The following is a 25,306-nucleotide window of genomic DNA, read 5'->3' on the forward strand; positions in this document are numbered from 1 at the left end:
TGTGGTTGTGGCGGGCGCGCAACCGCCAATCAACACGCCCTTCGCACTTTGTGGGTTAGGGGGCAAGTCCGGCCGCAGTTTTGCGCGACGCTGTTGCAACGCGGTCGCTCGCGGGTTAACTCGACGCAGGCGGGTTGCGTTCGAGTAGTGCCTGACCACTAGGGGCCGGCCTCGTTCTTAAGCCGAGTGCTCGGCAAACGGCCGCTGATGTGGCGTTCGCCAGCTTCGAAAGTTACTGCGTGGGGAGGACTTAGGCGGGAACTCTGGTGCGCTATGCATCTCAAGGCGAGCTACATTGACCGGGCTGGTTCTATGAGGTTGCGTCTCCACTTGGTGCGACACTCGGGCTGCCGCGACAGAGAGATGCCGATTGCAAGTGCAACCATCACCAGCGTCGCGGACCGGTGCTCTGGAATCCCCCCCGAGCTCGAGTCGGCAGCGGTGCTGCTGACTGCGCCGTAGTTCTGGCGCCAGATATCGTAGTCGGATACTGTGACAACTCCATCGCCGTCGCCGTCGGCGCCCGCCCAGGCGGCAACGGTATCACTTAATGAGTCTCTCCAAACCGTGAAGTCGGCGGCGTCGATCACATCGTCCTCGTTGTAGTCTCCGGCCGGTGTGCCGAGCACGATCTCTGCCCAGTCGAATCGCGCCTCGCCCCCCTCCAGGCCGCCAGGGTAAGAACCAGACCAGAGTCCAACCTCGAGCATTCCGGACGCTAGGTTGGGATTGGAAACCTGCTCTCGCATGACCCAGTCGTCCCCGTCCTGCGAGGTGTATACATCGAACTCGCCATTGCCGTTGTGTACGAGGCGGATGTACTCTAGGTCGTGGTCGAGTGACTGGTTCGTTTCACCTTCGGAGCCGTTCACGATGTTGGCGGTTTGAAGGTTGTCTCCGGGCTGCTCATCGGTGCCGACGCGGAACGAGTGGGCGGATAGGAATTGGTCATTGGAGTCGTCGTCGTCCAACGGGCCCGCGAGCCTGACCAGGATCCCTGCTGACGACCAGTTCCCCCGCGTCTGGTTGGAGATCTTGACCCGAACCTCCATCAGGCTCTCGGCATCGACCTCACGAAATAGGAAGGGGGCTTCGTCGCCGCCGCCGCCGCCCCAGCCCAGGGGCTCCATCCCCACAGAGAGCTGGCCATCGTTGGTGATGTCCGCGTCGAACGGCCCGCCAAACCCGCCATTGTGCACGCCGCTCCAGATTCCCGACGCGCCGACTGTGCCGTCTTGGTAGTCGCGGGCGATGTCGAAGGTGTCGACCATGGGGGAGAGAGGCTCCAGCGGGCCACGCGGCCCTTGGGGTAGCGGCTCTGGGTCCGGCAAGCCCGGGCCACACTGAGCACATATCTTGTAGATGTCGCCGTCGAGCTCCGCGAAGTAGACGTTCCCCTCAGAGTCTTCTCCAAAGGCGGTTACCCCGTCGCCGAACGAACCTGCGCCGCCGTAGACATCGGAGCGGCCAAAGGTCTCGGAGAAGTTGAGCGTTGTCCCGGGGACCACCGCTCCCAGCCCGCCGTTGGCGTTGCGGTCGACCTGCACCCCCCAAACCTGCCGGCTCGACCAGTCGCCGAAGAGGTAGACGCCCTGGAGCTCCTGAATCGGTCCGCGGTACACCACGCCGCCTGTAATCGAGCGGCCCGTTAGTGGCTGCGAGTTTCCTCCTCCGTAGCCACCGGTGTGGACGTAGTCGTAGATCGGCGAGACAAGCGAAGGGTCGTCCGGCGATGGATCGCCAGGGTCCTGCGGGAACGGGGAGGGGGTGTCACCCTCGTTGACCCGCCAGCCGTAGTTGGCGCCGCCCACCGCGTCCGCCCGCTGGAAGTTGACTTCTTCGCGGGTTACCTGCCCAACGTCGCCGAAGTAGAAGTCGCCGTTGGCACGATCGAAACTGGCGCCCCAAGGGGATCGCAGCCCGTAGCTCCAGACCTCGGGCGCTCCGCCGCTTCCATCAGCGTACGGGTTGTTGGTTGGGATCGCATAATTCCTGGTAGGGTCCAGCGGGAAGTCGTCGCGAGTAACGTCGACCCGCAGGATCGAACCGAGCAGGTCCGTGTTGTTCTGCCCTGTCCGCACGGGATCCGGATTGGATCCGTCGTTTCCGCCGTCGCCGACGGCGATCCAAAGCGTGCTATCGTCGCCGGGCTGGAAGCCAAGGAACCCGCCATTGTGATCGTGGAGTGGCTGATCAATTCGCAGAATATCCGAGCTGCTGCTGAGGGTAGGTTGGCCCGACAGGGGATCCGAAAAGACGAACTCTCGAACGTAGGTTCGGTGGTTGACCCCGGCGGAGGGATCTGGGTCATCAGACATATGCGCGTACAGCCGGCCGCTCGTCGCGTAGTCTGGGGCGAATGCGACGCCCAGCAGCCCTGAAAACCCGAAGCTTGTATGCACGTCGGGGATGGTCGCGAAGGTGCTGACAGAGTCGTTGGTCAAGTCGACGCGAAGAATGCGACCGTCAAGCACGCTAACGAATAGATCGTTCGACCTTCCTGGAGCGTGGAAGATTCCCGTGACGCCCTCGCTGGCGTAGTTGAAGAAACTTAGCCCTGTAACATATTGGGCTCCAACTCCTTGTGCGCCGGCGCCTGGCGGTGACACAACGAGCAGCGTCGCCGCGACCGCAACCGCCGCTGGTGTGATCGCAAAGCGACGGTGCACAGACATACTGAAGCAGCTCCATGCGTGGTGGGATCGTTGGCGCGAAAAAAGCACGCGGCCGACGGCGCGTCTGGTGACGCGCCGCCAGCGGACGTGCCATTGGAAAACTCTCGACACCCTATCGTGTGCCGCGCGTCAGCAAGTGAATCGACGCCGGGTCGATCTCGAAGCCATCGCGGCAACACTCACCACCGCCAGCAGCGCGACGCCAAGCGGCTCTGGGACCGTTCCGGTGGTCCCTTCCGGGGCGGAGGATAGACCGTAGTTGTCCCTCCAGGCGTTGTAGTCGTCTGCCCCGACTACGCCACCAAGCCCCGGGTCACGGTTGGGCAACGTTGTGGACGTCCCCAACGCATCACGCCAAACCGTGTAGTCGGCGGCGTCAACCACGCCGTCGTCGTTGTAGTCGCCCACCAACCCGAGGACGGGCTCTGCGGTGAGCGTAAGGAGCAGCGAGTTCGCGGTCGCGGTGAGCGAGTAGAACGATGCATCGCTGCTGTCCAGCTCGATGACGCCCGCGTTATTGACGGAGGAGGCGGTGAGCACCTCCCAGGTCGCCCCGATGTCAGCAGCCGAGGGCACGTAGCCGTTCGCGTACTGAATGTCGAGGACGCCGTCGAGCACGGCCGAGCCAAGCACGTAGAGGACGTCGAACTGCCCGGTCGATTCGCCGGCAAGCTCGATGACCAGCGACGAGGCGCTGTCCTGCGAGTAGTTGCCGTCAATAGTCAGCAACCCAACGCTCTGGCCGGGCGAAACGGCGCCCCCAGTGCTCGTCGCGTTGCCGTTGACACGACCGGTTCCTCCGAGCACGCCGCCGTCCACAATCAGCTCGCCGGACGTTCCGGTATCGATGTTGTTGTTGACGTTCACAACACCGCCGCCCTCGACCCGCAGCGACTTGCCGTTGAGGTTCAGCTGGTTGTTGAAGTCTAGCTGTGTGCCCGGAGCGGCGAAGACGCGGTTGTCATCGGCGGCGGCAGAGCTGATCCCCACGGACACCTGGATCTCGTGGGCGCCAGACTCGACACTAATAAAGGTAGCGTCCGCGTCGGTCTCCGATAGCGCGTCAGGTTCTAGAGTGATGCTGCCAAGCCCAGAGACCGCGTACTTGTCGGCGCTGGTGAAGGAGAGCGAGCGGATTGTTATGTCCTGGTTGTTGTAAACCGTCACTCCGCCGCTACCGGCGTTCGCCGCCCCCAGCACCACATTCACCGAGTTGGCGTTCGGAACCTCGCCGGGAGCGGTTAGAGACGTCCAGTTCCCTCCGGTGTTCCAGTTGCCATTGGCGACCGTTCCCCCGGGCGCCCAGGTGGCGTCCGTAAACCGCAGTTGTTTCTGGACCGTGATCTCAAAGAAGTCCAGCTCCGTCTGCCCGAACTCACCACCCTGGAACATCATGAACGACGGCCCAACCTCGAGCAGGCTGCCGGGGCTGTTAAGCAGCGGGTTCACCACCGAGACCCGTTCCGTGTAGGTCACACCGTCGGTCGAAGTGCTGGTTGTGAACTGCGAAGCCTGCTTGGTGAGCTTCACGTACAGGGGGAAGGCATCCAGCGTGTAGGCGCCCTGACCTTCTTGCTCTTGGAGCCCGCCATCGCCGTTCAAGTCGCCAACGTTCTGGACGAGGGCGGCCATATTCAAGGATTCGTCAACGTCGGGCGTTTCGGGGTCGTCCGCGGTTGTGCGGAAATTACCGGCGGTGATGAACGCCTCGGATGGGTCAAGCGTGTCACCCGTCCCCAGGCCTACAGGAGGTCCAGACAATCGCGCCACGATGGGCGAGTAGGACCAGAAGCCGGAGGTTTGGTCGTCGATCTTGATAGTTGCCTCAAAGTTGTCACCGGCGTCGACGTTGGCGAACAAGAACGGGGCATTGTTCTTGTTGCCCTCGAAGCCGACGCCAAACGCGCCATCGGTATTAACGTGGAAGGCGAGGTCCTCAATCACCAACTTGCCTGGGCGCGAGACCCCCATGCCGTCGGTTCCGCTGGCGACAAACGTCGACGGGAAGCTCCCGTCGGTCCCGTTCTGCGCATTGTGGGTCGCCGTCCAAGAGGCCGTGCCCCCCAAGGACGACGTAAACGTGCCCGAGGGCACGCCGCCGTCGGCGGCGTAATAATCGTAGAAGACGTCGAACTCGTCGCGGTACGTAACGTCCTCGTCCATAGGCCCGAACGTCAACGTGTCCGCCATGGCGGGCGATCCGGCTAGCAGAAGTAGCAACGACATGGACGTCCACAGCCTTGGAGAGCAGCGTCGCCTGCGACTGATGCCGCAGAAACCTGCAATCCCGGCGAGGGTCATAAGCAGCGTGGCGGGCTCGGGCACCGCCTTGGCGATTACGGAAACCGCTGTATCACTAACTAGTAGATCAAACTGACCCGCGTTGGCGCCGGACAACAGCAGCCCGTTGTCAACGACGCTGCTGGCCGTTAGGAGCGTGTAGCTCGCGCCAGGAGCGGCGACAAAACCTTCAGCGACTGACAGTTCCAGGGCGCCGCTCAGCTCAGCGATGCCGGCGATGCCGATTTCAGGGCTCTCGCCGAGTGTGTAGAGCAAGCTCCCTCCGCCGGTTTGCGAGTAGTCGCCGTCGGCCGCCGCAAGCCCCGCGAGAGCGCCGCTGTTGACGATCCCGCCGCCATCGACGAGCACAACGCCGTTGTTGAGGTTGATTGTGCCGGCTCCATCAATGGTAAGCGTGTTGCCGTTTAAAGAAACCAATGCGTTGATGTCGAGGACGGCGCCTGCTGCGGCGGACGCCGTAACATCGGTCATCAGTGAGAGGTCTGCCTGGATCTGATGAGTTCCAGAGACGACATCGATCGACCCTCCGGCGCCGGCTGAGTCGAATGTGATCGACCCGCCACCGCCCAGCACGTAGCTGTTGGTGGCGTTGTCGAACGTCATCTGCTCGACGGTCATGTCTTGGTTGGTAAACACCACCGCTGGTCCGGCGGCTGAGACTGCACCGAAGACCACCTGCGAGATATTCCGGTTGGGAGCAAAGCGGATTGCGCCGCCCAGTTCGTCGAGCCAGTTCGTTGGGTTGGCGAAATCGCCAGAGCCGTTCACGTTCCAATTGCAGACGACGCACTGCCCAATGTCGCCCGTCTGGACGTTGACCCCGCCCGCGGTCCCGTTCAGGACGCCATCCCAGATTCCGGGGCTGGGTAGGCCGTCGGCAACGAAGTCGCGTGTGTAGTCGAAGTCGTCGCGGAACGTATCAACCGAAGTCTCAATCTCCACCCAGTCGAAGAGCGCAACGGCTCCCGGCAAGGCGCCGATGGCGCCGCCGGCGACGCCAACCTGCAGCGTTTGGCCCACCAGGTTAGCGTTGGTTTGGGTGCTTCCGAGAGCGGTCCAGGAGATCGAATCGTCGGTGCCGCTGCCGAAATACGCCTGGAACTCACCCAAGCCCAGGTTGTCGAGCCTGACATACGTAAGGTCAGCGCTATCAAGACCGGTTTGTCCAAGTTCGGTCTCGACGCCCGCAGTAGCCATGTTGTGCTGCAGGTCCCAAGTCCCTTCGTCACCGGGGCGGAAGCTCCACGCGGCCTGCCAGTCCTCTTGATCAGGCAATTGGTCGACCGGATTTGGCAACCGAGCGATGACGCCGGCCTGGGACCAGAAGCCCGCGGTCTGGTTGGAGATCTTGGCCTTCACCGAGACCAGTTCGGACTCGGCGACCTCCTTATAGACCAGTGGACCGGTGTCGTTGGGAGTTTCCCAGGCGACGCCGTCGAGTCCCAGCTCAAGCACCTGTGCATTCACGCCAGATGCAGGCAACCCACCAAGAAAAAGACCCAACACGGCAAATCGGCGCCACATGTTATGCAGTCTCCAGGATTGTATTTCGATGAGGCATGCCGTCGTTCGATGCGGAATCAGGATGCCGATCAACCAAGAAAACGAAGATCGTCCACGTCCGCCAAAACGTGACATTGCGTGCAGAATAAAAACCTCTCCATCAGTAGTCAAGCAGATTTCCATGGAAATGCCGCTTTTGGCTTCCAGCGTCTTGCGTTGGCCGATTGAGAGCCAGGCCCATGCGGTAAGTCTCGCATCGCTAACCTAACGAGCTGGCAGTTACACCATGGGCTGGCGGCTCCCATGCTCGGTCGATCGGCAGGTGACGCTACGCAAAAACCGCAACTCGCTTGTGTGGGTGCGCCTGTTCGTGGACGAACTTGTTCTGCAACGCCACCCAGCTCTAAACCCGGCGGGCGTCGTGTACAACATAGTGTTAGAGGAAACCGGTCCAAAGCTGGGCTGCCTTCCTCTCGAAGTCAGATGACTTGGGTTACCTCTTCTCTGCGTGAGACAGCGTCCAATGAACTCAGTTGCTTCGTTTCAAGCCTGCTGCAGGCTCGTGGCGGTCGTAGTTCTGTTGGCTGGCCTTACTGCCGCCAGTCAAGAAGTATCGGCTGCGGAGGCCGAGTCCGACCTGCTCAGGGCGACGCCGCTCGCCCCGCGGAGCAGTGGGGGCGGCGAGAAACTGTACGAGACCGTCGATCCCGCCGCGATTGGGATCGACTTTTTTCACAAGTGGAGCCGTCGCTCGGGACAACTCCGTAACAACACAACGGGCTGCGGGGTCGCCATCGGCGACTACGATGGCGACGGCCTAGCGGACGTTTTTCTTCCACGCTCAACCGATGGTGGCCGACTCTACCGAAACCTCGGTGGGTTCCGGTTTGAAGACGCAACCTCCAAGGCGGGGATTCTGGCGGTGGGGGATCTGTGGACCACCGGTGCCACCTTCGTTGACATCGACAACGATGGCGACCTCGACCTCTACGTGTGCGGTTTTGACTGCCCGAATACGTTGTACATCAACAACGGCGAGGGCGCCTTCACCGAGAAGGCCAAGGAATTCGGCCTCGCGTTTAGTGGTTCCAGTGCTATGGCCGCATTCGAGGATTTTGATCGAGACGGCGACCTCGATCTCTACCTGCTAACCAACCACATACCCCCTGACAACGAGATTGAGTACCGGGTGACCTACGACCGCAGGGGCGTCCCCCACGTCCCGGACAGGTTCCGTGAGTACCACGACACCATCCGTTTTCCAGACGGGGGCTATGGGATTATCGAGTCCGGCCAGTACGACCGGCTCTACCGGAATGACGGCGAGAAGGGCTTCACGGACGTTTCTGAGGAAGCCGGCATTGAGGGCAACCACAAAGGGCTCGGCGTCGTGTGGTGGGACTACGACAGCGACGGCTGGCCCGACATCTACGTCGCCAATGACTTCTATGGGCCGGATCGCCTTTATCGCAACAACCGTGACGGGACCTTCACCGACACGGCTGCGGAGGTCTTGCCGCACACCCCGTGGTTCTCGATGGGGTGCGACTCGGGAGACCTCAACAACGATGGCCTCTTCGATCTCATCGGCACCGACATGGCCTCCGACACGCACCTCCGCGCCAAGCAGACAATGGGCGACATCCAAGACGACGGCTGGTTCCTGGAGTCCCCGACGCCGCGTCAGTACATGCGGAATGCTGTCTACTTGAACGCCGGGTGCGAGCGTATGCAGGAGGTGGCCTACCTGACCGGCATGGCGAGCACCAATTGGACCTGGTCCGTGCGTATGGACGACCTCGACCAGGACGGGAACGTTGATGTCCACTTCACCAATGGCATGAGTCGTGACTGGGGCAACAGCGACCTCAAGATGTCGGCCATGAAGATGGGGCCGATGAACTCTGACGCCTACAACGATTACTGGGACCGCCAGGACACACTCAGAGAGAAGAACCTGGCGTTTCAGAACCTCGGCGGGCTACGGTTTCGTCGGGTAGAAGCGGATTGGGGACTCGACCAGGAGGGCGTCAGCTTCGGCGCCGCCTTCGGTGACTTGGACAATGATGGCGACCTCGATTTAGTGATTAACAACTTCAACGAGATGGTGACGGTGTGCCGGAATGACGGCCGGCAGGGCGGCGCCCTCCGGGTCAAGCTTATTGGTCGCACAAGCAATCGATCCGGGGTCGGAGCGGTCGTGCGGATCAAGTGCGGAGATGTCGAGATGTCAAGGCGACTATCACTTGCGCGGGGCTTCATGTCTTCGAGCGACCCGACGATTCATTTTGGGGTTGGGCAGGCAACGCTCATCGATGAGCTCAGCGTTGAATGGCCGAGCGGTCACCGGCAGCAGTTTCATCAGATTGGCGCCAACCAGTTGGTGTCAGTCACCGAGCCTGCGAGTCCGCCAGCAGCAGAACGCGAGGCGCCGCAAGAGAAGGCGATGTTCAGCCGATCAGCCGCGATAGGTGGGCTTTTGCACCTGGAGAGTGAGTTCGACGACTTCTCGACACAGCCGCTGCTGCCAGTCGGGCTCTCGCGGCTTGGCCCCGGGCTGGCGTGCGGCGATGTGAGCGGCAACGGCGCAGACGACCTGTTTCTCGGCGGGTGCCGCAACCTTGCAGGCTCGATCCTGCTTAACGAGAAGAATGGAAAGTGGGGAATGCACGGAAGCGGCTTGTTCCCGGTTTGGTCGGACCCCGAGGGCGCCAGAGAGGGTCTGAACGCGTTGTTTTTCGACGCTGACGGCGACGGCGACGTCGACCTCTACATCGTAAGCGGCAGCATCGAGGCGGAGCCGGGAGACGCATCGCTTGCTGATGCGTTATACCTCAACGATGGTTCAGGAGAGTTCTCGCCGGCCCCAGACGGCGCGCTGCCCGACCTCCGCGACAGCAGTGCAGCGATTGCGACGGTCGACTTCGACCGCGACGGCGACCTCGACCTGTTCGTCGGTGGCCGGTGCGTTCCCGGCCAACACCCGACAACGCCGAACAGCCGCCTGCTCCGCAACGATGGGGGACGCTTCGTCGACGCCACGTCCGAGTCGGCGCCACAACTGCTGAGGTCTGGGTTGGTGACTAGCGCATTGTGGACCGACGTCAACAGTGACGGCTGGATTGACCTGCTGGTGACTCATGAGTGGGGGCCGGTCAAGGTGTATGTCAACCAGAAAGGCGCACTACGGGACCGCACCGCTGAGTCCGGTATCGCCGAATCAAAAGGGTGGTGGAACGGCATCGCCGGCCGCGACATAGACGGCGACGGCGACATCGACTACGTGGTGTCGAACGTGGGAGCCAACACCGAGTATCAACCATCTCCCGAGCGTCCTGCTTTCCTCTTCTACGGCGATTTCAACGCCGATGGGAGCAAGCTGGCGGTTGAGGGCGTGCACACCCGTGACGGCCAGCTAGTCCCGACCCGCAGCAAACCGGTGCTGGAACGAGCCATACCGTTTATCGAAGCAGCCTACCCCACCTTCGCCGAGTACGCCGCGGCTCCTCTTTCAGAGATGCTTGGCGACGAGGAGCTTGCCGGCGCGATCAAGGTAGAAGCGAACGCGATGCACAGCGTGGTGCTCCGGAACGACGGGCTGGGACGCTTCAGCATCGAGCCGCTACCGGTGCTCGCTCAGATCGCGCCCGGCATGGGGGTTGTTCTAAATGACTTTAACGGAGATGGGTACACCGACTGCTTTATTGCTCAGAACTGCTTCTCACCCCGCCGTGAGATCGGGCGATGGGACGGCGGCCTTTCCCTGCTGCTATCCGGGGATCGGAAGGGGAATTTCTCTTCGGTCTCGCCCGCAGCCAGCGGCCTCGTGGTCCCGGGTGACGCGAGAGCAGCGGTCGCGACCGATTTCAGCGGCGACGGATGGCCTGACCTGGTAGTGTCTGTGAACAGTGGCGAGGGGCTTGCGTTTGAAAACCGCCCCCCCGAGGGAGGGCGGTTGGCGACTGTGAAGCTGAGTGGCCCCCGCGGGAATCCAACCGCCATTGGGGCGATGGTGACCCTGCGACGTTCAGACGGATGGACGCAGACCGCGGAAGTCTCGGCGGGCGGCGGCTACCTTTCCCAGCAGCCGGCGGCGCTCCACTTCGGACTTGGGGCGAAGGGGCGCGTCGAGGCGATCGAGGTTCGTTGGCCTGATGGCGAGCTGGTGAAGTACCGCCCGCACGCCGATGAACTGCTCTTCGAGCTGAAACGTTAGCCACTCGGCAAAAACTCCTCCCGCAATCGCCAGCCAGCAGCAACGGCTGCGACGCGATTCGCATTAGGCTGGCGTATCGGTTGCACAAAACGTCCCGACCGCCGCGCCGATGAAATGTTTTTGTACACAATCTCTTGCATCCGGGGCTGGCAACGGGTAAACTCGGGCCTTGCGGGGCAGGCGCCCGTTGCTCCGGCAGCGCCGATGCGTGCCGGCTAACTGGACAAGCCAGGAGGCAATCCGTGATCCGCAGTAAGAACACTGCCGCACAGTGTTGTGACTTTTCAATTCTCTATCTCGCTATCCTCGCCGTTTGTGTGGGGTGCGGTGAGAGCGGTGGCGGCGGAAAGGTTCCCGAGGCGAGCGATGGCGACATGCTGCGCGGCGTTGTGACGTCGTACCGCAACGCAACGCGCGAGCTCGGGCGCCCACCGAAGGACTACAGTGAACTCGAAGCAATCTTCGCGCCGGTATCAAACAACCCGGCCGAGTATCTAACTTCTAAGCGAGACGGCGAGAAGTTTGTGGTGGTCTGGGGCCTCAACCTGGCCTCCTCACCGCCCGACACCGTCGTCGCGTACGAGAAGACGGGAGTCGACGGCAAGCGGATGCTGGTCACGATCGACGGCTTCACCCGCGAGGTCACCGACACAGAGATCAGTCAGCTAGAAGCTAAGGCGGGACGTTAAGCGCCGTCTTGCATGGTAGACGGGCGCGAAAACTATCGTAGAACCGCGAATCTTATGGGGAGTGCAATGGGTAGGGATGTCACTTCGAGGCGTGTTTGGGGCGCGAGCCCGCTAAATGGTCGCAGCTCAGGCTTCACGCTGGTCGAGCTGCTCGTCGTGATCGCGATCATAGGCGTCCTCATCGCGCTGCTCCTGCCAGCGGTGCAGGCGGCCCGTGAGTCCGCCCGCCGCACGCAGTGTAAGAACCAGATGAAGCAGTGGGCCCTGGCCTGTCTGCTGCATGTTGACACGCTGAAGCGGTTCCCGACAGGCGGCCACAACCAGATCTATCACGTCGACCGCGTAATGGATAATGGACGACCCGCGACACTCGACAAGCAGTCTTGGGGTTGGATGTATCAAACCATGCCCTACCTGGAGGAGAGTCCGCTGTGGAGCGAGACCAACGACCTCGTTGTGCTCCGCAACGGCCCTACCTCAATCTTCTGCCCCAGCAGGCGGACCCCCACCTTTACGACCGTTTGGTACCCCACCGGTGGACTGCTCAATGACTACGCAGGCAACGGTGGCGACACCAACACTGCCGGCAACACATTCCAAGCCCCTGGCCTCACGCCATACAGGGGTGCGAACCCGTACGATAGGAAGACGATTCACACCGGCGTGATTGTCTCCCAGGACCCCACCGCTAAGGCGGCGGCGTCCAACGCGCTGAAAAACCCACTGATTGCGCCTCGGCACATCACCGACGGCACGTCTAAAACGATGCTGCTCGGTGAGAAGTACGTCCCGCAGAACCTCTACGAGGGTAAGTCTCACGGCGATAACTTTGCGTGGATTCAGGGCGCCCAGTGGGAAGCCGTGCGATTCGCCAACGATCCGCCAAAAAACGACGACCCGATCGAGATCGTTCCGGACGGACGCGGGGGCTATGTCTGCGGCGACTGCGACCAGTTCGGATCCGCCCACGCGGGCGGCTTCAACATCGCGTTGTGCGACGGTTCCGTGACAATGGTCAACTACGACATCGACCCCGAGTTCACATGGCTAGCCCTGTGCAATCGGGCCGACGGCGAGGTCTTTGAGCTGCCGTAAACCACGGGCGGAGAGTCAGGCTGCCCCCTCGCCGTAGTTGAAACGCGTGATCGCACAGCCGCTATAGAACCGTTTGGCGCTGGGTCTAACCCGGCTCGCGCGACCCGTATCTGGATCAGGCGAACGATCTGCAAGCCCAACTAGGAGCGGATGTTGATGTCTAGCCATTGGAGCGGAGTCTACCCGGCCGTCACCACGCAGTTCCGCGAAGACGAGTGGGTGGACGTAGAAGCGACGTTGTCGCACGTCAACGCGCTCATAGACGCCGGCGTTCATGGCCTCATCATGCTGGGCACGGTCGGCGAGAATTGCTCGCTCGACGCCGGAGAGAAGGTCGATGTCCTCAAGGCCACGGTCGACCTGGTCGACGGGCGGATGCCGGTGCTGACCGGCGTCGCAGAGTACACCACGTCACTGGCGTGCAAGTTCTCTCAAGCGGCTCAGGACGCCGGCGTCGACGGGCTGATGCTGTTGCCGGCGATGGTCTACAAGTCCGACGCCAGGGAAACGATCTCCCACTTCCGTACCGTGGCGTCGGCGGTCGACTTGCCGATCATGTGCTACAACAACCCCGTGAGCTACAGCATCGACATCACGCCCGAGATGTTCGATGAGATGTCGGACGAGCCCAAGTTCGTGGCGATCAAGGAGTCGTCCGAGAATCCGCGTCGAATAACGGACATCTTCAACCGATGCGGGCAGCGCTACACGCTCCTGTGTGGCGTGGACGACCTGGTTCTAGAGAGCTTGATACTCGGCGCCCAGGGCTGGGTTTCCGGCCTCGTCAACGCCTTCCCTGCCGAGAACCGTTTGCTCTGGGACCTCGCCCAGGCCGGTCAGTGGGACGAGGCACTAAAGGTCTACCGTTGGTACACCCCGCTGCTGCACCTCGACACCCACCCCAAGCTGGTGCAGTACATCAAGCTAGCAAACGTTGAGTGTGGCTACGGGTCCGAGGTGGTCCGGGCCCCGCGGCTCCCTATCAGCGGGGTAGAACGCGCAGCGGTGCTTAAGACCATCCGGGATGCGATCGCCACCCGCCCAACCGGCCCTCCGGTGCAGTCGGACACGGCGCTGGCATCTTGATGAAAGCTCGGTGGTTGGCGGGCCAAGCATGAAACCGGTGCGAATCCGCAGTCTAAGGGGCGTCGGCACAGAGTGCCGCCGTCAGCTGGCCGCCTGACCGGCGCTATGCGATTCCTGCAGCTGGGCGATCAGCGCCTGAACGATCGGCTTCTGGGCCTGGATGTGCTCTTTCAGTGCGGCGCTCGCCTCGCGGAAATTGCCGTCGATGAGCGCCTCCAGCACGCGGCTGTGCTGGTCGGCCATCTGCTCGACCACCGACGCCTCGGGCGCCGCGTAGTCGAAGAGCGTTCGGTAGTACACCGCCTCGCGCTGGAAGAATCGTTGTATGTAAGGGTTCCCGCAGTTGGAGATCCAGTACTGGTGCAGGTTGTTGTCCAACGACTTTGGGCTCATCAGGTCCGAGGCCTGGTTCGCTTCCAGCAGTTCCTGTAGACGCTCCTCCTGCAGTTCCGGCTGGGCAAGACGCAGCGCTTTGAGTTCCAGGAGTTCGCGGACTTCGATGAAGGCGCACAGGTCGTCTTTGTCGAACGGACGGACCTTCCAGCCACGGCGGGGCACCTGCTCGATCAGCCCCTGGCCGGCCAGCCGGCTTAGGATCGGCCGCAGGGCGGTGCGTCCGATGCCGTAGCGGTCGGCTGCCCAGTTCTCGCGGAGGAAGCCGTCCTCACCCAGAAGACTCTGCCGGATGACGTCCGAGCGAATCACTTCCTCGTGATTCACCGGTGGCCTGACGTTGGTGAGCCTGGCCGCCTTGGGCAGTTTCTTTCGGCTGCCGATAGCAAGCCGCCCGTTGTCGAGCGTCTTCAGCAGCCTGTCCGCAACGAGACGTTCTACCGCTGTGCGGACCGGGCTGAGGCTCACCCCGTAGTGCGATGCGATCGACGAGAGGGTCAAGCGGCACGGCGGCTCGCCGTTCTCCGCCAGATTGGTCGCGATGTCCGAGTAGATGTAGTCGGCGAGGCTGGGTTTGCTCTTCATTCCGCGGTTTGAAGCTTGTTCTCGATCGCCGCCTTGCCAGAACAGATCGCGCCAACGCCACCGGCTTGGGAGGCGCGCAATCCGCCGCCGGCGAGTCCGTCGCCGCACTAGATACGCCGGCGGAGCGAGAGTCCGGGCGCCATCCGGCTGCGGCCCGAGGATCATAGCATGAGGCCAGCGGCGCCGACAACCACGTCCGCGCCGGCCCCTAGGCGTCCCGCGGGGCCAACGGCCTGTCGTCGGGGCGCCGCTGCTTGCCTAAGTCGCCTCGTCCTTGCCGGATGCGGCGCCGGCGGGCTCAGGGCTGTTAGCGCCCGCAGCCCCCTGATCGGCTATGCCGGCTTTCGAAGGGCCAGACGCCGGCTTACTGACTAGCTGCTCCACAAAGAATTCCTGCATCCGCCGGAACCCGTACTGACCGCCCATGCCGTGACCGGCGCCGGGAACGAACACGAACTCGAAGTCCTTGTCAGCCTTCACCAGCGCGTCGACTAGCCGGAAGGTCGACTCCGGCGGGACGTTGTTGTCCATGCCGCCCAGAATCAGCATCAGATCTCCCTGCAGGCGGTGGGCGTTATCAATGTTCGAGGACTCCGCATACTGGGGGCCGACCGGGTACCCCATCCACTGCTCGTTCCACGACGACTTGTCCATGCGGTTGTCGTGGCAGCCGCACCCGGAAACGCCAACCTTGTAGAAGTCTGGGTGGAAAAGAAGAGCGCCGGTGGCGTTCTGCCCGCCCGCGGAGCCCCCGTAGACCCCGACGCGAGTCAGGTCCATGTACGGGCGTTCTTTTGCCGCGGCCTTCATCCAGAGGATGCGGTCCGGGAATCCCGCGTCCTTGAGGTTGTGCCAGCACACGTCGTGGAACGCCTTGCTGCGGTTGGCGGTCCCCATGCCGTCGATCTGCACGACGACGAACCCGAGATCAGCGATCGAAGAGTAGCGGTTGCTGGCCCGGAACGACTTCGGCACGAACGAGCCCTGGGGCCCGGCGTAAATCGACTCGATGACCGGGTAGGTCTTGGCGGGGTCGAAGTCGGAAGGCAGGCTGATCACCCCCCAGATATCGGTCTTGCCGTCGCGTCCCTTCGCGTGGAATACTTCCAGCGGGCGCCACCCCTTGTTCTTCAGCTCCGAGATGTCCGCCTCCTCCAGCTTCCTGATCAGAGCGCCGTCGCGGCAGCTGCGGAGCTCGTGCACGGGGGGCGCGTCGACCCGGCTGGAGGTGTCCACCAAGTAACGTCGGTCCGGTGAGTACTGGACCCGGTGGTCGCCGTTGCCGGACGTCAGCGCCACGAGGTTTTTGCCGTCAAAGTCGACCCGGTAGTGGTGCAAGAAATACGGGTCCTGGTCCGAGTTCTTGCCGCTTGCAGAGAACCACACCTGGCGGTTCTCCTCGTCGATCCGCTCGATCCCCCGCACGACATATTCGCCTTGGGTGATCTGATTCTTTAGCGCGCCCTTGGCCGCATCGTACAGGTAGAGGTGGCGCCACCCGTCTGCTTCCGAGACGTAGATCAACTCCTCGGCGTCTTCCAGCCAGTTCACCAGGTCCAGGCTTAGGTTCTCGGTGTGCTCCGTCCAGATGAACGTGTCCGACGACTCGTCGACAATGGTCGCGGCCTCGCCGGTGCGCGAGTCGATCTTGATCACGCGCAGCCGCTTGTGCCCGCGGTCTACCTGCGTGTAGGCGAGGCTGCGGCCGTCGGGCCGCCAGGCGACTCGGGGCCAGCCGAACTCGATGCGGTCCACGTCCGGCTTCGTGTGGTCGTTGGTCTCGGGGTCGAAGAGGTTCAGCTCATACGACGCCATGCGATCACCGGGCAGCGGGTACACGCGGCTGTGCAGCACGGCCCGGCCGCCGCCCTGCGGAGCGGACTCCAATAGGTGTACCTGCTTGTCGTCGCCGGGCGTAATGCGGAACGCGACCAGGCGCTTTGAGTCCGGCGACCAATCGAGCATGCCGTAGTGGCAGTCGGCGACGCCGTCGTCCGTGAGCGTGACCTCTTCCCCGCCGTCCGCCTCACAGAACACGACATTGTGATCCCTCACAAAGGCCTCCCACTTTCCGTCCGGGGAAACGGCCCGCTCGTTGGGGCCACCACGTCGACCGCGCCATCCGCGCTGGCGGTTGTCTCCCTCGTCGGGCTCCGCCACGTCCGAGCTTGTCAGCTCGTAGGACTGCAGGTCGCACCTGTATCGGTCGCCGCCGAACGAAAACCGCATCGCGTCGAGTTCCGGGGTAAGCTCTACCCCCGCCAAGTCGAGTTTGTCGGGGGTGACCTCCGTTTGGGTTGCTTCGCTGATCGCCGAAGCGAGGCGTTGGTGGTCGAACGCGGGCTGCCGACTGTTCTTTTCAGCATCTATCAGCACGTATTCGCGGACGCCCTCAGGGAGTTCGTTCCGGTACCAGAACATGCTGGAGTCGGCCAACCAGTGCGGCTCGATCGACGCCTTGTAGACCCCGTCCTCGCCGCGGCGGCGCCATCGTCGCTGCTGTGGCGACTTGGGGCGGTCGGCATCCTGCAGAGCGCCTGCGCCGCCTGTCGGCTCAGCGGCGGTGCGATCGACCATGACCGTCGCCACGAAGCAAGCAAGCAGCGTGGCGACGACGAGCAGCGGCGGGCGGCTTGGCATTGATATATTCCTGGGAGCGCTTGGCGGTGCAGGGGGCGTCGGCGTGCATCTAGGCGTGCGGTGACCTACCGCGGCACGCTTCGCCGGACCTTGATTCGCAGGGAGGTGACCCGCTCCGCAACGGCGAATACTCAAGGACAGGTCGCGGCGGCGAGCCCCGGGTATAAGGCACTTTGCACACAATGTCAAGAAAATCCGGCGGCACGTCGGGCCTCCCCATGACGCGGAAGGGCGATCTCGGCCGGGAGTGTTAAGTCCGCCCCCGGCGCATCGCCCTTGGGCGACTCGACTCAGACGCGTTCGTCACAGCCGGTCCTCGCCTTACTCTTGGGCGCCAGAGTGGGAGCGGCTCAAACGCGATCCACGCCCGCCTGGTTCCGTCACACAAGAACATCCTGGTAGAGAAATTAGGTGACTGGTGTACTTATTGGTTGGCGAACCCCCAGCAGCGCATGGAAGTCGCGGCGGCCGACGCGGGCGCGCAGCGCGACCGTCAGCACGCTGTCCGCTACTGCGGGGACTCCGTGCTGGACCGCGCTAAGTGGCCGGAATCGAGTCAAGACTCGCAGTGGGGCAGGGGAGTTGCGCCTACCGGTCGCGGATCCAGACGATCGATCCCCCGCCACCTCCTCGGCGGCGCCGGCGGCGTTCGCCGTCTTCGGGCTCGGGGATGCGGTTGTTGCGGGCGTAGTTGGGGATCGCGAGCAGCGGCGAGCCGTCGGCGAACTCCCCTTTGATCACGACCACGCCATCCAGCAGGTCGGGGCGCCACTCGGTAGTCAGCTCGGCGTCGGGAGGAAGCACCCCATTCAAGTTGTTGCCGTCGACGGCCTCGATGTTATAGACCAGCGGCCCGTACCGCAGCGCGACGCGTCCGCGGTTGGCCTCGACCAGGTCGACGCACTTGACCCGCTGGGGCGTCATCGGCAGGGCAAACTCGATCGTGTCGCCCCGCTTCCAGGCGCGGTCCATCACGAGGTAGCCGTTCTCGATCTTGGTCTCGACCGGCGTTCCGTTGACGGACACGGACTCGATGCCGTCCGCCTCGGGGGCGCTGGTGTAGAGCGTGCTGACGCTCCGCTGCGGCGACCGGATGCGCACGGCGAACGATTTTTCCTGTTCAGGGTTCACGGTGATCTTCACCCCGCCGCTCCAGGGGTAGTCGGTCTCTTGAACCATCTCAACATCGGTCCCGTCGACGTCCTCCACCTGGATCGTGCTGCCGATGAAGAAGTTGACGTAGATGCCGTTGTCGTCCTTCACGTAGGTCCAGGTGGGTAGCATCAGCAGCGTGCGGGGGATGTTGCCCACGCAGCAGGGGCAGCCGTGCCAGGGGTACCGCGGGGCGCCGGACGCCAGGGGATTTTGGTAGTAGAAGTTCTCGCCCGGCAGGTCGAGCGAGCCGAGCAGCGCGTTGTAGAAGGTCTCCTCGTACAGGTCCACGTACTTGGCGTCATGGTAGGACAGGTTCATCTTGTACTGGAAGAAGATCTGCCCGCAGCTGGAGCAGGACTCACAGTACGAATTGTTGCGCAGCGAGTAGTTGGGGCCGAAGCCCTCGGAAGTCTCGCCACTGCCAATGCCGCCGGTCACATAGTACTTCTTGTTGACGATGTTGTCCCACAGCGACATCACCGCCGAACGGTAGTCGAGGTCGCCGGTCTCGGTGGCGACGTCCGCCATGCCGGAGTACGAGTAGACCGCCCGCACCGCGTGGCCGACGGCCTCGTACTGCTGCTGCACGGGGACGTGGCTCTGGTCGTACTCGGCGCCGCCGCCGCGGCAGTCGAGCAGGAACTTGGCGAGCGTGATGTAGTCGTCGCCGGCGCCGTTGCCCTCCATGTCGTTCACAAAGCGGCCGAAGCGGACCAGGCCCTGCTCCATCTGCTGGTGCTCGTCGTACCAGGGCTGCTTGCCCTCCTCGGGGCCGATGTTGGCCACCCAGCAGTCGGCCAGTTTCTTGGCGGCGTCGTACAGCCGGCGGTCGGCGCCGTTGGTGAGCGTGTAGTGGTTGATGGCGGACTCAAGGAAGTAGCCGGCGGTGTACCCCTCGTGGCCGGTGCGGTTCTGCGGGGTCCAGCGGTTCATCCGGTCGTTGAGCGTGAACGCGGTCTGCAGGTAGCCGTCGGGCTCCTGGGCAGCCAGGATCCGCGGGATCCAGTCCTCCAGGGTCTCCTTGAGGTCGGCCTGCGTGGCCGCGATCTCCGCATCGCCCTGCGGGTCGACCATCAGCGCGATGCAGATCGACTCGATGGTCTGGTGCACCCAGGCGTTGGCGAACACGTAGCCGCGGTGCCGCTCGGCAGGCAGGCCAGCCAGCTTCTTGGCGGCCTCGTCGAAGTTGTTGATGCCGCCCTCGGGCAGGTCGTCGCGGTCGATCCGCTCGACGCAGTGAGGGATCCAGTCGCAGATAATCGCCTTGGCGCGATGATTCCACAGCGGGCTGTCGATCTTGTAGCGTTTGGTGTACACCACCCCCAGCGGATCGGTCGGCGGAAGGCTCTCCACGGTCACGTTCACATCCGCCGAGTCGGTCAGGTCGCCCTTGCCGGCGGTCATCCGGAGCACGTAGTCGCCGACTTCGGAGAACGTGGCGGTTGTTTCCGACGCGTTGGCGTCGGCGAACTCGACCTCGCCTGGTCCAGAGACCTTGCTCCAGGCCACCTGCGGGGAGTCGCCCTGGGCGAGGGTCTTCACCTTGGCGTTCAGGTAGGTCTTGCCGCCGAGCATCACGATACGATCGATGTCGCCCTCGACCATCGGCGGAAACTTGGGCGAGGAGCCGCTGTCCAGCACCCGCCACTCGAGGATGCCGGTCGAGTTGCCGGCGTCGTCCGAGTCGATCTCCAGCCGGAGCTTGGTGGTCTCGATCGGGTCGAAGCCGACCATGTTGAAACGGTCGCGCTCGACCCCGACGCGCTCGGCGCCCGGAACCGGGGCGAACTTGTCGCCATCCCAGTAGAGCAGGCGGCTCGCCTTTGGCGGGTGCACTCCCTGGCCGTCCGCCCACCAGTAGACCTCCATCTTGTCGGTGGAGATCGCCTTGGGCCACTCGTACTGCACCCACTGGGTGCCGGTGCGGTTCCAGTTGCCGTAGCTGCCGCGCCGCCGGTCAGCCGACCGCCGCGGGCGAATGCCGTCGTTCAGGGCCGAGACCTTGGTGTCGCCCGATGTGTACGATGCGCTCGGCTCGGCGACCAGCGCCAGGTTAGCGGCGCCCGAGATTGACCCTTCCTGCGCGTCGGCGACGCTCACGGCCAGCACAACCAACGCGGTGATCGTCACGCCGATGAGCGATAAAAGTCGTGCAGTCTTCATCTTTCGTATCCCTTCGCGGGCTGAATGAACCGGGTTAGCGTTGGAAAGCGTTATCCGAAACGGAAGTTTCAAGGGGCGAGCCGACCGGCGGCTTGGCTTCTAGGTAATCTTCGGTGGAGTCGGCCAGCTGCATTGAGGCGCCGCTAAACGGCTCGTGACCCCGCCGCGTCCGCTGGCTCTCGAGTTGCAGTGCGACCAGTTCATCGGCGACCGAATTCTCGAGCGGTGCGATTGGCGTAGCCATCGCCGCGTCAGTCGCCGCGGCGGACGGGCCCGTTTGCGACAAGCCCACCGATGCGAACGCCAACACCCACGGCTCATTCGGTTCTACTTCGCTCTCGCCTGCCGACGTTGCGGGGGCCGAGGCTGCTAAGCCGCCAATCTCGGTGGCGGACAATGCATAGTTGTAGATACGAACTTCGTCGACGCGGCCTTCTAGAAGCGGGTCGGGCCACTGGCTCTCGCCGATGTAGTTGAGCGCCGGCGCGAAGTCGCTAGGGTTGAGGGTGATCGGCTCGGAGTCCGCTACACTTCCGTTCACGTACAGCGTGCCGATGTCGCCGTCGAGCGTCACGGCAACGTGCGTCCACACGCCCGGCGTCATCGCGGCCGTTTCGAGGACCTGTTCGGCGCCGTTGCCGCCGACCGTGATGGCGAACCGCATTACTGCCCCGCCGCCTGCCGAGGGTGTCAGGAACATGTACTCGGTCGTGTTGTTGCCGAAGTCGAACAAGCGTTGCCACGCGTCGCCCCCATCCCAGTACACCCAGGCGGACACGGTTATGTCGTCGTGGCTCGCGACGCCCGGCGGGAGCGTCACGAAGTCGTTGGCGCCGTCCAGGTGGATCGCCAAGCCGTCTACGCCAGTTATGTAGACCGGCTCGCCGGTGGTTTGCGTATCGTACTCCTGGCTGCTGTCCGAGGCGTCGCCGTTGAAGGCGTAGTGTGCGATCAAGAGCTGCTCGTCAGGGTCCGGCATTACATCCTGCCCCTCGGGCGTGACGATGCCGAAGTGCGACCTCCACACGGCGTAGTCCGCGTCGTCGACCACGCCGTTGTAGTCGCCGTCGGCGCCCGCTCCCGGGGTCGCCACTGCAACGCCTACCGTGTCCCGCCAGACGGTGTAGTCGGCCGCGTCGACTTGGCCGTCCCGATTGTAGTCGCCCGGGTCGTGGTCGATCTCCGCTGCGGGGCCGGGCGTGTAGCCGCCTCCGAGCACCTGGCGGACGTCCGAGAGGATCTCCGCAGAGGTGCGCGTGTCGGAGAAGATCAGGAAGTTGTCGATGTCGCCACGGAAGCCACTCTCGTCCCCCACTCCCTTGCCGAGCAGGGCCGACGTCGCCCGTATCTGGTGCGGGTTCATCGTGACGGAAGTCTTGGCGGCGACCGCCGCACCGTCCACCCAAAGAGTGGCTGTATAGTCCTCAAACGTTACGGCCACGTGCTGCCATGCTCCCGCAATGAGCGGTTCGACAGCGTAGAGGGTGCGGGCCACGCCATCGACTGAGATCTCGAACTTCACCCCACCCTGTCTAGAGGTCGGCTGCAGGTAGAGGTAGTTGTCCGCGTCGCGCGAGAACTCGAAAAGCCTCTGGTCAGTGTCGCCGGTTCCATCCCAGCGGGCCCAGAGCTGAAGGGTTTGGTCGCTGAATGCGGCTAGCTCGGTCGAAAGCTCAACGTACTGCTCGTCCGTGCCGAACCCAAGCACGCCCGATAGTCCAGAAACCCCCGACGAGAACGCCCAGTCGGCGGGCGTGTCGCTCATCCAGCCGTAGGTAGTGTTGAAGTCGTCCCAGACGGCGTTGTCGTCGCGGGTGTCGAACGTGTAGCGGGCGAACAGGTTGTTGTACTGCCTCGTCATTAGGGGCGACTCCTGCGGCGAGGGTTCGCCGTTGAACTGCACCCCGCGGTCCGTCACCAGGCCCGTCCCGGCGGCCAGCCCGGACGACATCACGATTGCGTTGCCCTGCATGTCGGCGTTGTCGACCACGCCATACCCCTTCACCACCGTCTGGCCGCCGACGACCGTACTACCGCCGACGATCGTGGCGTAGTCCGTGACTAGGGCCTGGTCCCTGATCTGGCCGCCGGACACCAACGCGTCGCCGGTCACGCGGGCCTCGCCCGAAACCGCTCCCCCGGCGATGGTCGCGTAGTCGCCTACGCTCGCGTCGTCGCGGACGCTGCCCCCCGCGATTATGGCGTGGCCGTACACCACCGCGTTGCCTGCCACCAGGCCGCCGGTGATCGTCGCGTAGCCTTCGATCCGGGCGTTCTCCCGGAGCAGCCCGCCGGTCACCCAGACGTTGGGCCCTAGGTAGACGGACGCGGGCACCGCTACCGTCTTCCAGCCGCCGATCGAACCGTCCGGGTTGATGTGCCTGACCGCGCTGGCGTTCGGCGCCGGCCGGGCGCCAGCCTCCTCCGAACGTGCTGGAACCGCGCCATCGATCGAAACCCGGTATGGAAACCGGTCCAAACCGTAGCCGATGTTGCCAGCCGGATGGAACGGGTGTGACCAAATATAGCTCTTGTGGGCCGACGGGATCGCGGTCACGGCGAGGTAGAGGTCGGTCTCGTCCGGCTGCAGCGTGAAAGTGAGCGTGCCATCCTGCCACGACTCGCTGAACCGTTCCTGGACCGCGGCGCCCGAGCCGCTAATCGCCACCAGAGTTGCATACACGCCGCTCGATTGACCGGGAAGCACGTAGCCGTCCAGGTCAACCTCCACCACGTGCGCCTGCCCGGCGACACGGTCGATCGGCGTCAGCTTGATGAGGTTCGCGCCGTACTGCTCGGGCGTGTCCTGCTCGGGAACCTGGTACCACCCAGGGCTGGACCCCACCGGCTCCAGGTAGGTGCGGAAGTAACGTTGGGTCGTGTCGTGCGCGGGGATCGAAGGCAGCCCTGACAGCAGGTCGCCCCCATACAGCGATTTGTAGGTCACTGTGCTAGCGACGTATTCCGCGTAGACTTGCGCAAATTGCTCGTCTGACGAGAAGTTGTTCCGCAGGACGAGCCACGGGTCCTTGCCCGGCCCCTGGGCGTCGGTGTCCGACCAGAGGCCGGACGTGACGAACGCTGCGCCGTACTCCGGGAGCTCGGTCAGGTAGTTCAGGAAGGGGTGCGCCTGGTAGCGGAAGTCGGTCGCCATTGAGTAGCGATGCCGCCGTTCGCCGTAGCGTCCGTTGATCGAGCTGCGTGCGGTGATCTCGGCCCGGAAGTTGCCGCTGTCGTAGGGGTCGACCAGCGAGGCGCCGAAGTTGGCGTGCGCCTCGTAGAACGGTCCCGAGAAGTCGCTCGCACCGAAGCCGCCGGACTCGCTCTGCAGCACGTGGGTGAACTCGTGCGGCGTGGTGGTGGTGTTTGCAACCTGCCCCCACGGCTCGACGTAGATGCTCCTGGGGCTCTGAAACTGGCCTAGCGCCCATGGCGATACGTACATCGCGGAGAAGCCGGTCGGGTCGGGCCCAGCGAACGCGCCGGAGAACGTCCCGCCGTTTGCGTCCACCCACCACAACCCGGTGTCGAGGATGTACGCGTTGATCTTGTAGTTGACGCCGTTGCGGGCCGAAGGCGGCGCCATGCCCGACTGCTCGACGATGATGTCCCAAGCCATCTCCAGCCGGTTCAGGTTCTGCTGGATGTAGGTCGAGACCGGCTGCATCGCGTTGGTCAGGTCTGGGCCCCACTTGAAGACAAAGTGCTCGCTTGCAAGCTGCCCGGCGAAGCGAAATCTTCCGATCACCGCCGCGCGGCCCGAGTCGCGGATTAGCCACTCCTCCTCAGGCGTGTCAGGCGCGGTAGCCTCGTAGATCTCCACCACATCGGCCGCCGAAAGCGGCTCGTTGTACAACCTCGCCTCGTCGAGGTACCCGGCAAACCCCCGGTTGTTGCTGCTACTCGCGGAGTTGTTGTTCAGTACGGATCCGCCCCCCGTCCCCAGCAAGAATCGCGTCGTGCCGTCAGTCCGGCCTAATGCCATTGACTCCCCCCCAGCTACGGTCGCACCGTTGCCCTCGCCGAACTGAACGCCGTCGAGGTATCCCACCATGCCGCCGGCCTGGGGGGAACTGGAAGGCGTGATAGTCAGCACCACGTGGTGCCACCTCCCGGCGACAACCGCGTGTTGCGACGTGTACAGCCAAGTGCCATTGGTCCAGCCCGGGATGCTCGAGTTCCAAGCGCCGACGTACAGCCGGTCGTTGTAGAGGTAGATGCTGACGCCACTCGAGCCGGACCCGGACTCGAACAGCGGCATCGCCACCGGCGTGCCCGAGGTGTTCCCGCCACCCGACCCGTTGGGGTTGTAGCGGGTAGGACTGGTCGTGTCGGCCTTGAACCATAGGCTGACCGCGGTGAACTGGGGGGCGTCAGACGCGTCGACGATCGCTCCGTCGGTGTCGCTGAACAGGCGTAGGGCGCCGTTCTGAGTCCCGTCGCCCCACTGGGTCGGGTTCGAGGCGGTCCACACGGGCATCACATCGACCAGCCCCGTTCCGGTTGAGTTGTAAACCGACGACCCCGTGACAACGCCGTCGGCCGAGCTGACGGAATCGACCAGAACGGCGCCGGTGGAGGAATCAAATTTCCACTCGGCGACCGGGTCCCCCGCCAACAGCACGCGGTCTTCAAGACGCTCGAACCAGCTACGACGCGACGCCGTCCCCGCCCGTTTATTACCCCCGGCCATGCATTCTCCTGCTGCTCACACACCGGCGGCGGCCCCTGCGGCTCTGGCGCCAGCCCACGGCGGGCGAATGGCTCTGGCGGGTAGGGTTACGGCGTCGGATTCTCTGTCCCCG

Annotated in this window: 10 protein-coding genes; 4 read left to right on the forward strand and 6 right to left on the reverse strand. The window is 63.7% G+C overall.

The window, feature by feature from the left end:
• Positions 1 to 290 precede the first annotated feature (290 nt).
• Positions 291 to 2,675 (reverse strand): PQQ-dependent sugar dehydrogenase, encoded by a 2,385-nt coding sequence (locus KOR34_RS07355; protein ID WP_146563589.1) that lies wholly within the window; start codon positions 2,673 to 2,675, stop codon positions 291 to 293.
• A gap of 129 nt (positions 2,676 to 2,804) precedes the next feature.
• On the reverse strand, positions 2,805 to 6,431 hold the full coding sequence (locus tag KOR34_RS07360) for a PEP-CTERM sorting domain-containing protein (protein ID WP_197531224.1): 3,627 nt from the start codon (positions 6,429 to 6,431) through the stop codon (positions 2,805 to 2,807).
• 610 nt (positions 6,432 to 7,041) lie between these two features.
• Between KOR34_RS07360 and KOR34_RS07365 the strand changes: the two genes are divergently transcribed.
• From KOR34_RS07365 to KOR34_RS07380, 4 genes are all read left to right on the forward strand, one after another.
• Positions 7,042 to 10,695 (forward strand): FG-GAP-like repeat-containing protein, encoded by a 3,654-nt coding sequence (locus tag KOR34_RS07365; RefSeq protein ID WP_228714539.1) that lies wholly within the window; start codon positions 7,042 to 7,044, stop codon positions 10,693 to 10,695.
• 242 nt (positions 10,696 to 10,937) lie between these two features.
• On the forward strand, positions 10,938 to 11,384 hold the full coding sequence (locus tag KOR34_RS07370) for a hypothetical protein (protein ID WP_146563592.1): 447 nt from the start codon (positions 10,938 to 10,940) through the stop codon (positions 11,382 to 11,384).
• A gap of 66 nt (positions 11,385 to 11,450) precedes the next feature.
• The gene (locus KOR34_RS07375; protein ID WP_197531226.1) at positions 11,451 to 12,479 is read left to right on the forward strand and encodes a DUF1559 family PulG-like putative transporter; all 1,029 of its coding nucleotides are present in this window, start codon (positions 11,451 to 11,453) and stop codon (positions 12,477 to 12,479) included.
• A 156-nt stretch (positions 12,480 to 12,635) separates the two neighbouring features.
• Positions 12,636 to 13,565 (forward strand): dihydrodipicolinate synthase family protein, encoded by a 930-nt coding sequence (locus KOR34_RS07380; RefSeq protein WP_146563594.1) that lies wholly within the window; start codon positions 12,636 to 12,638, stop codon positions 13,563 to 13,565.
• An 81-nt stretch (positions 13,566 to 13,646) separates the two neighbouring features.
• Here KOR34_RS07380 and KOR34_RS07385 read toward each other — a convergent pair whose 3' ends face one another.
• The 4 genes from KOR34_RS07385 to KOR34_RS07400 all read right to left on the reverse strand — a co-directional run bounded on the left by KOR34_RS07385 (position 13,647) and on the right by KOR34_RS07400 (position 25,194).
• Positions 13,647 to 14,543, reverse strand: a complete 897-nt coding sequence (locus KOR34_RS07385) for a GntR family transcriptional regulator (protein ID WP_197531227.1) — start codon at positions 14,541 to 14,543, stop codon at positions 13,647 to 13,649.
• Between the two features lie 258 nt (positions 14,544 to 14,801).
• Positions 14,802 to 17,183, reverse strand: coding sequence for a S9 family peptidase (locus KOR34_RS07390; RefSeq protein ID WP_146563597.1), 2,382 nt, complete (start codon positions 17,181 to 17,183; stop codon positions 14,802 to 14,804).
• A gap of 588 nt (positions 17,184 to 17,771) precedes the next feature.
• Positions 17,772 to 20,501, reverse strand: coding sequence for a glycoside hydrolase family 127 protein (locus tag KOR34_RS07395; protein ID WP_146563599.1), 2,730 nt, complete (start codon positions 20,499 to 20,501; stop codon positions 17,772 to 17,774).
• Between the two features lie 34 nt (positions 20,502 to 20,535).
• Positions 20,536 to 25,194: a LamG-like jellyroll fold domain-containing protein gene (locus KOR34_RS07400; protein ID WP_146563601.1), complete on the reverse strand. Its 4,659-nt coding sequence runs from the start codon at positions 25,192 to 25,194 to the stop codon at positions 20,536 to 20,538.
• Positions 25,195 to 25,306: the final 112 nt, after the last annotated feature.

It is taken from the genome of Posidoniimonas corsicana (assembly GCF_007859765.1).
GTDB classification, from domain to species: Bacteria; Planctomycetota; Planctomycetia; order Pirellulales; family Lacipirellulaceae; genus Posidoniimonas; species Posidoniimonas corsicana.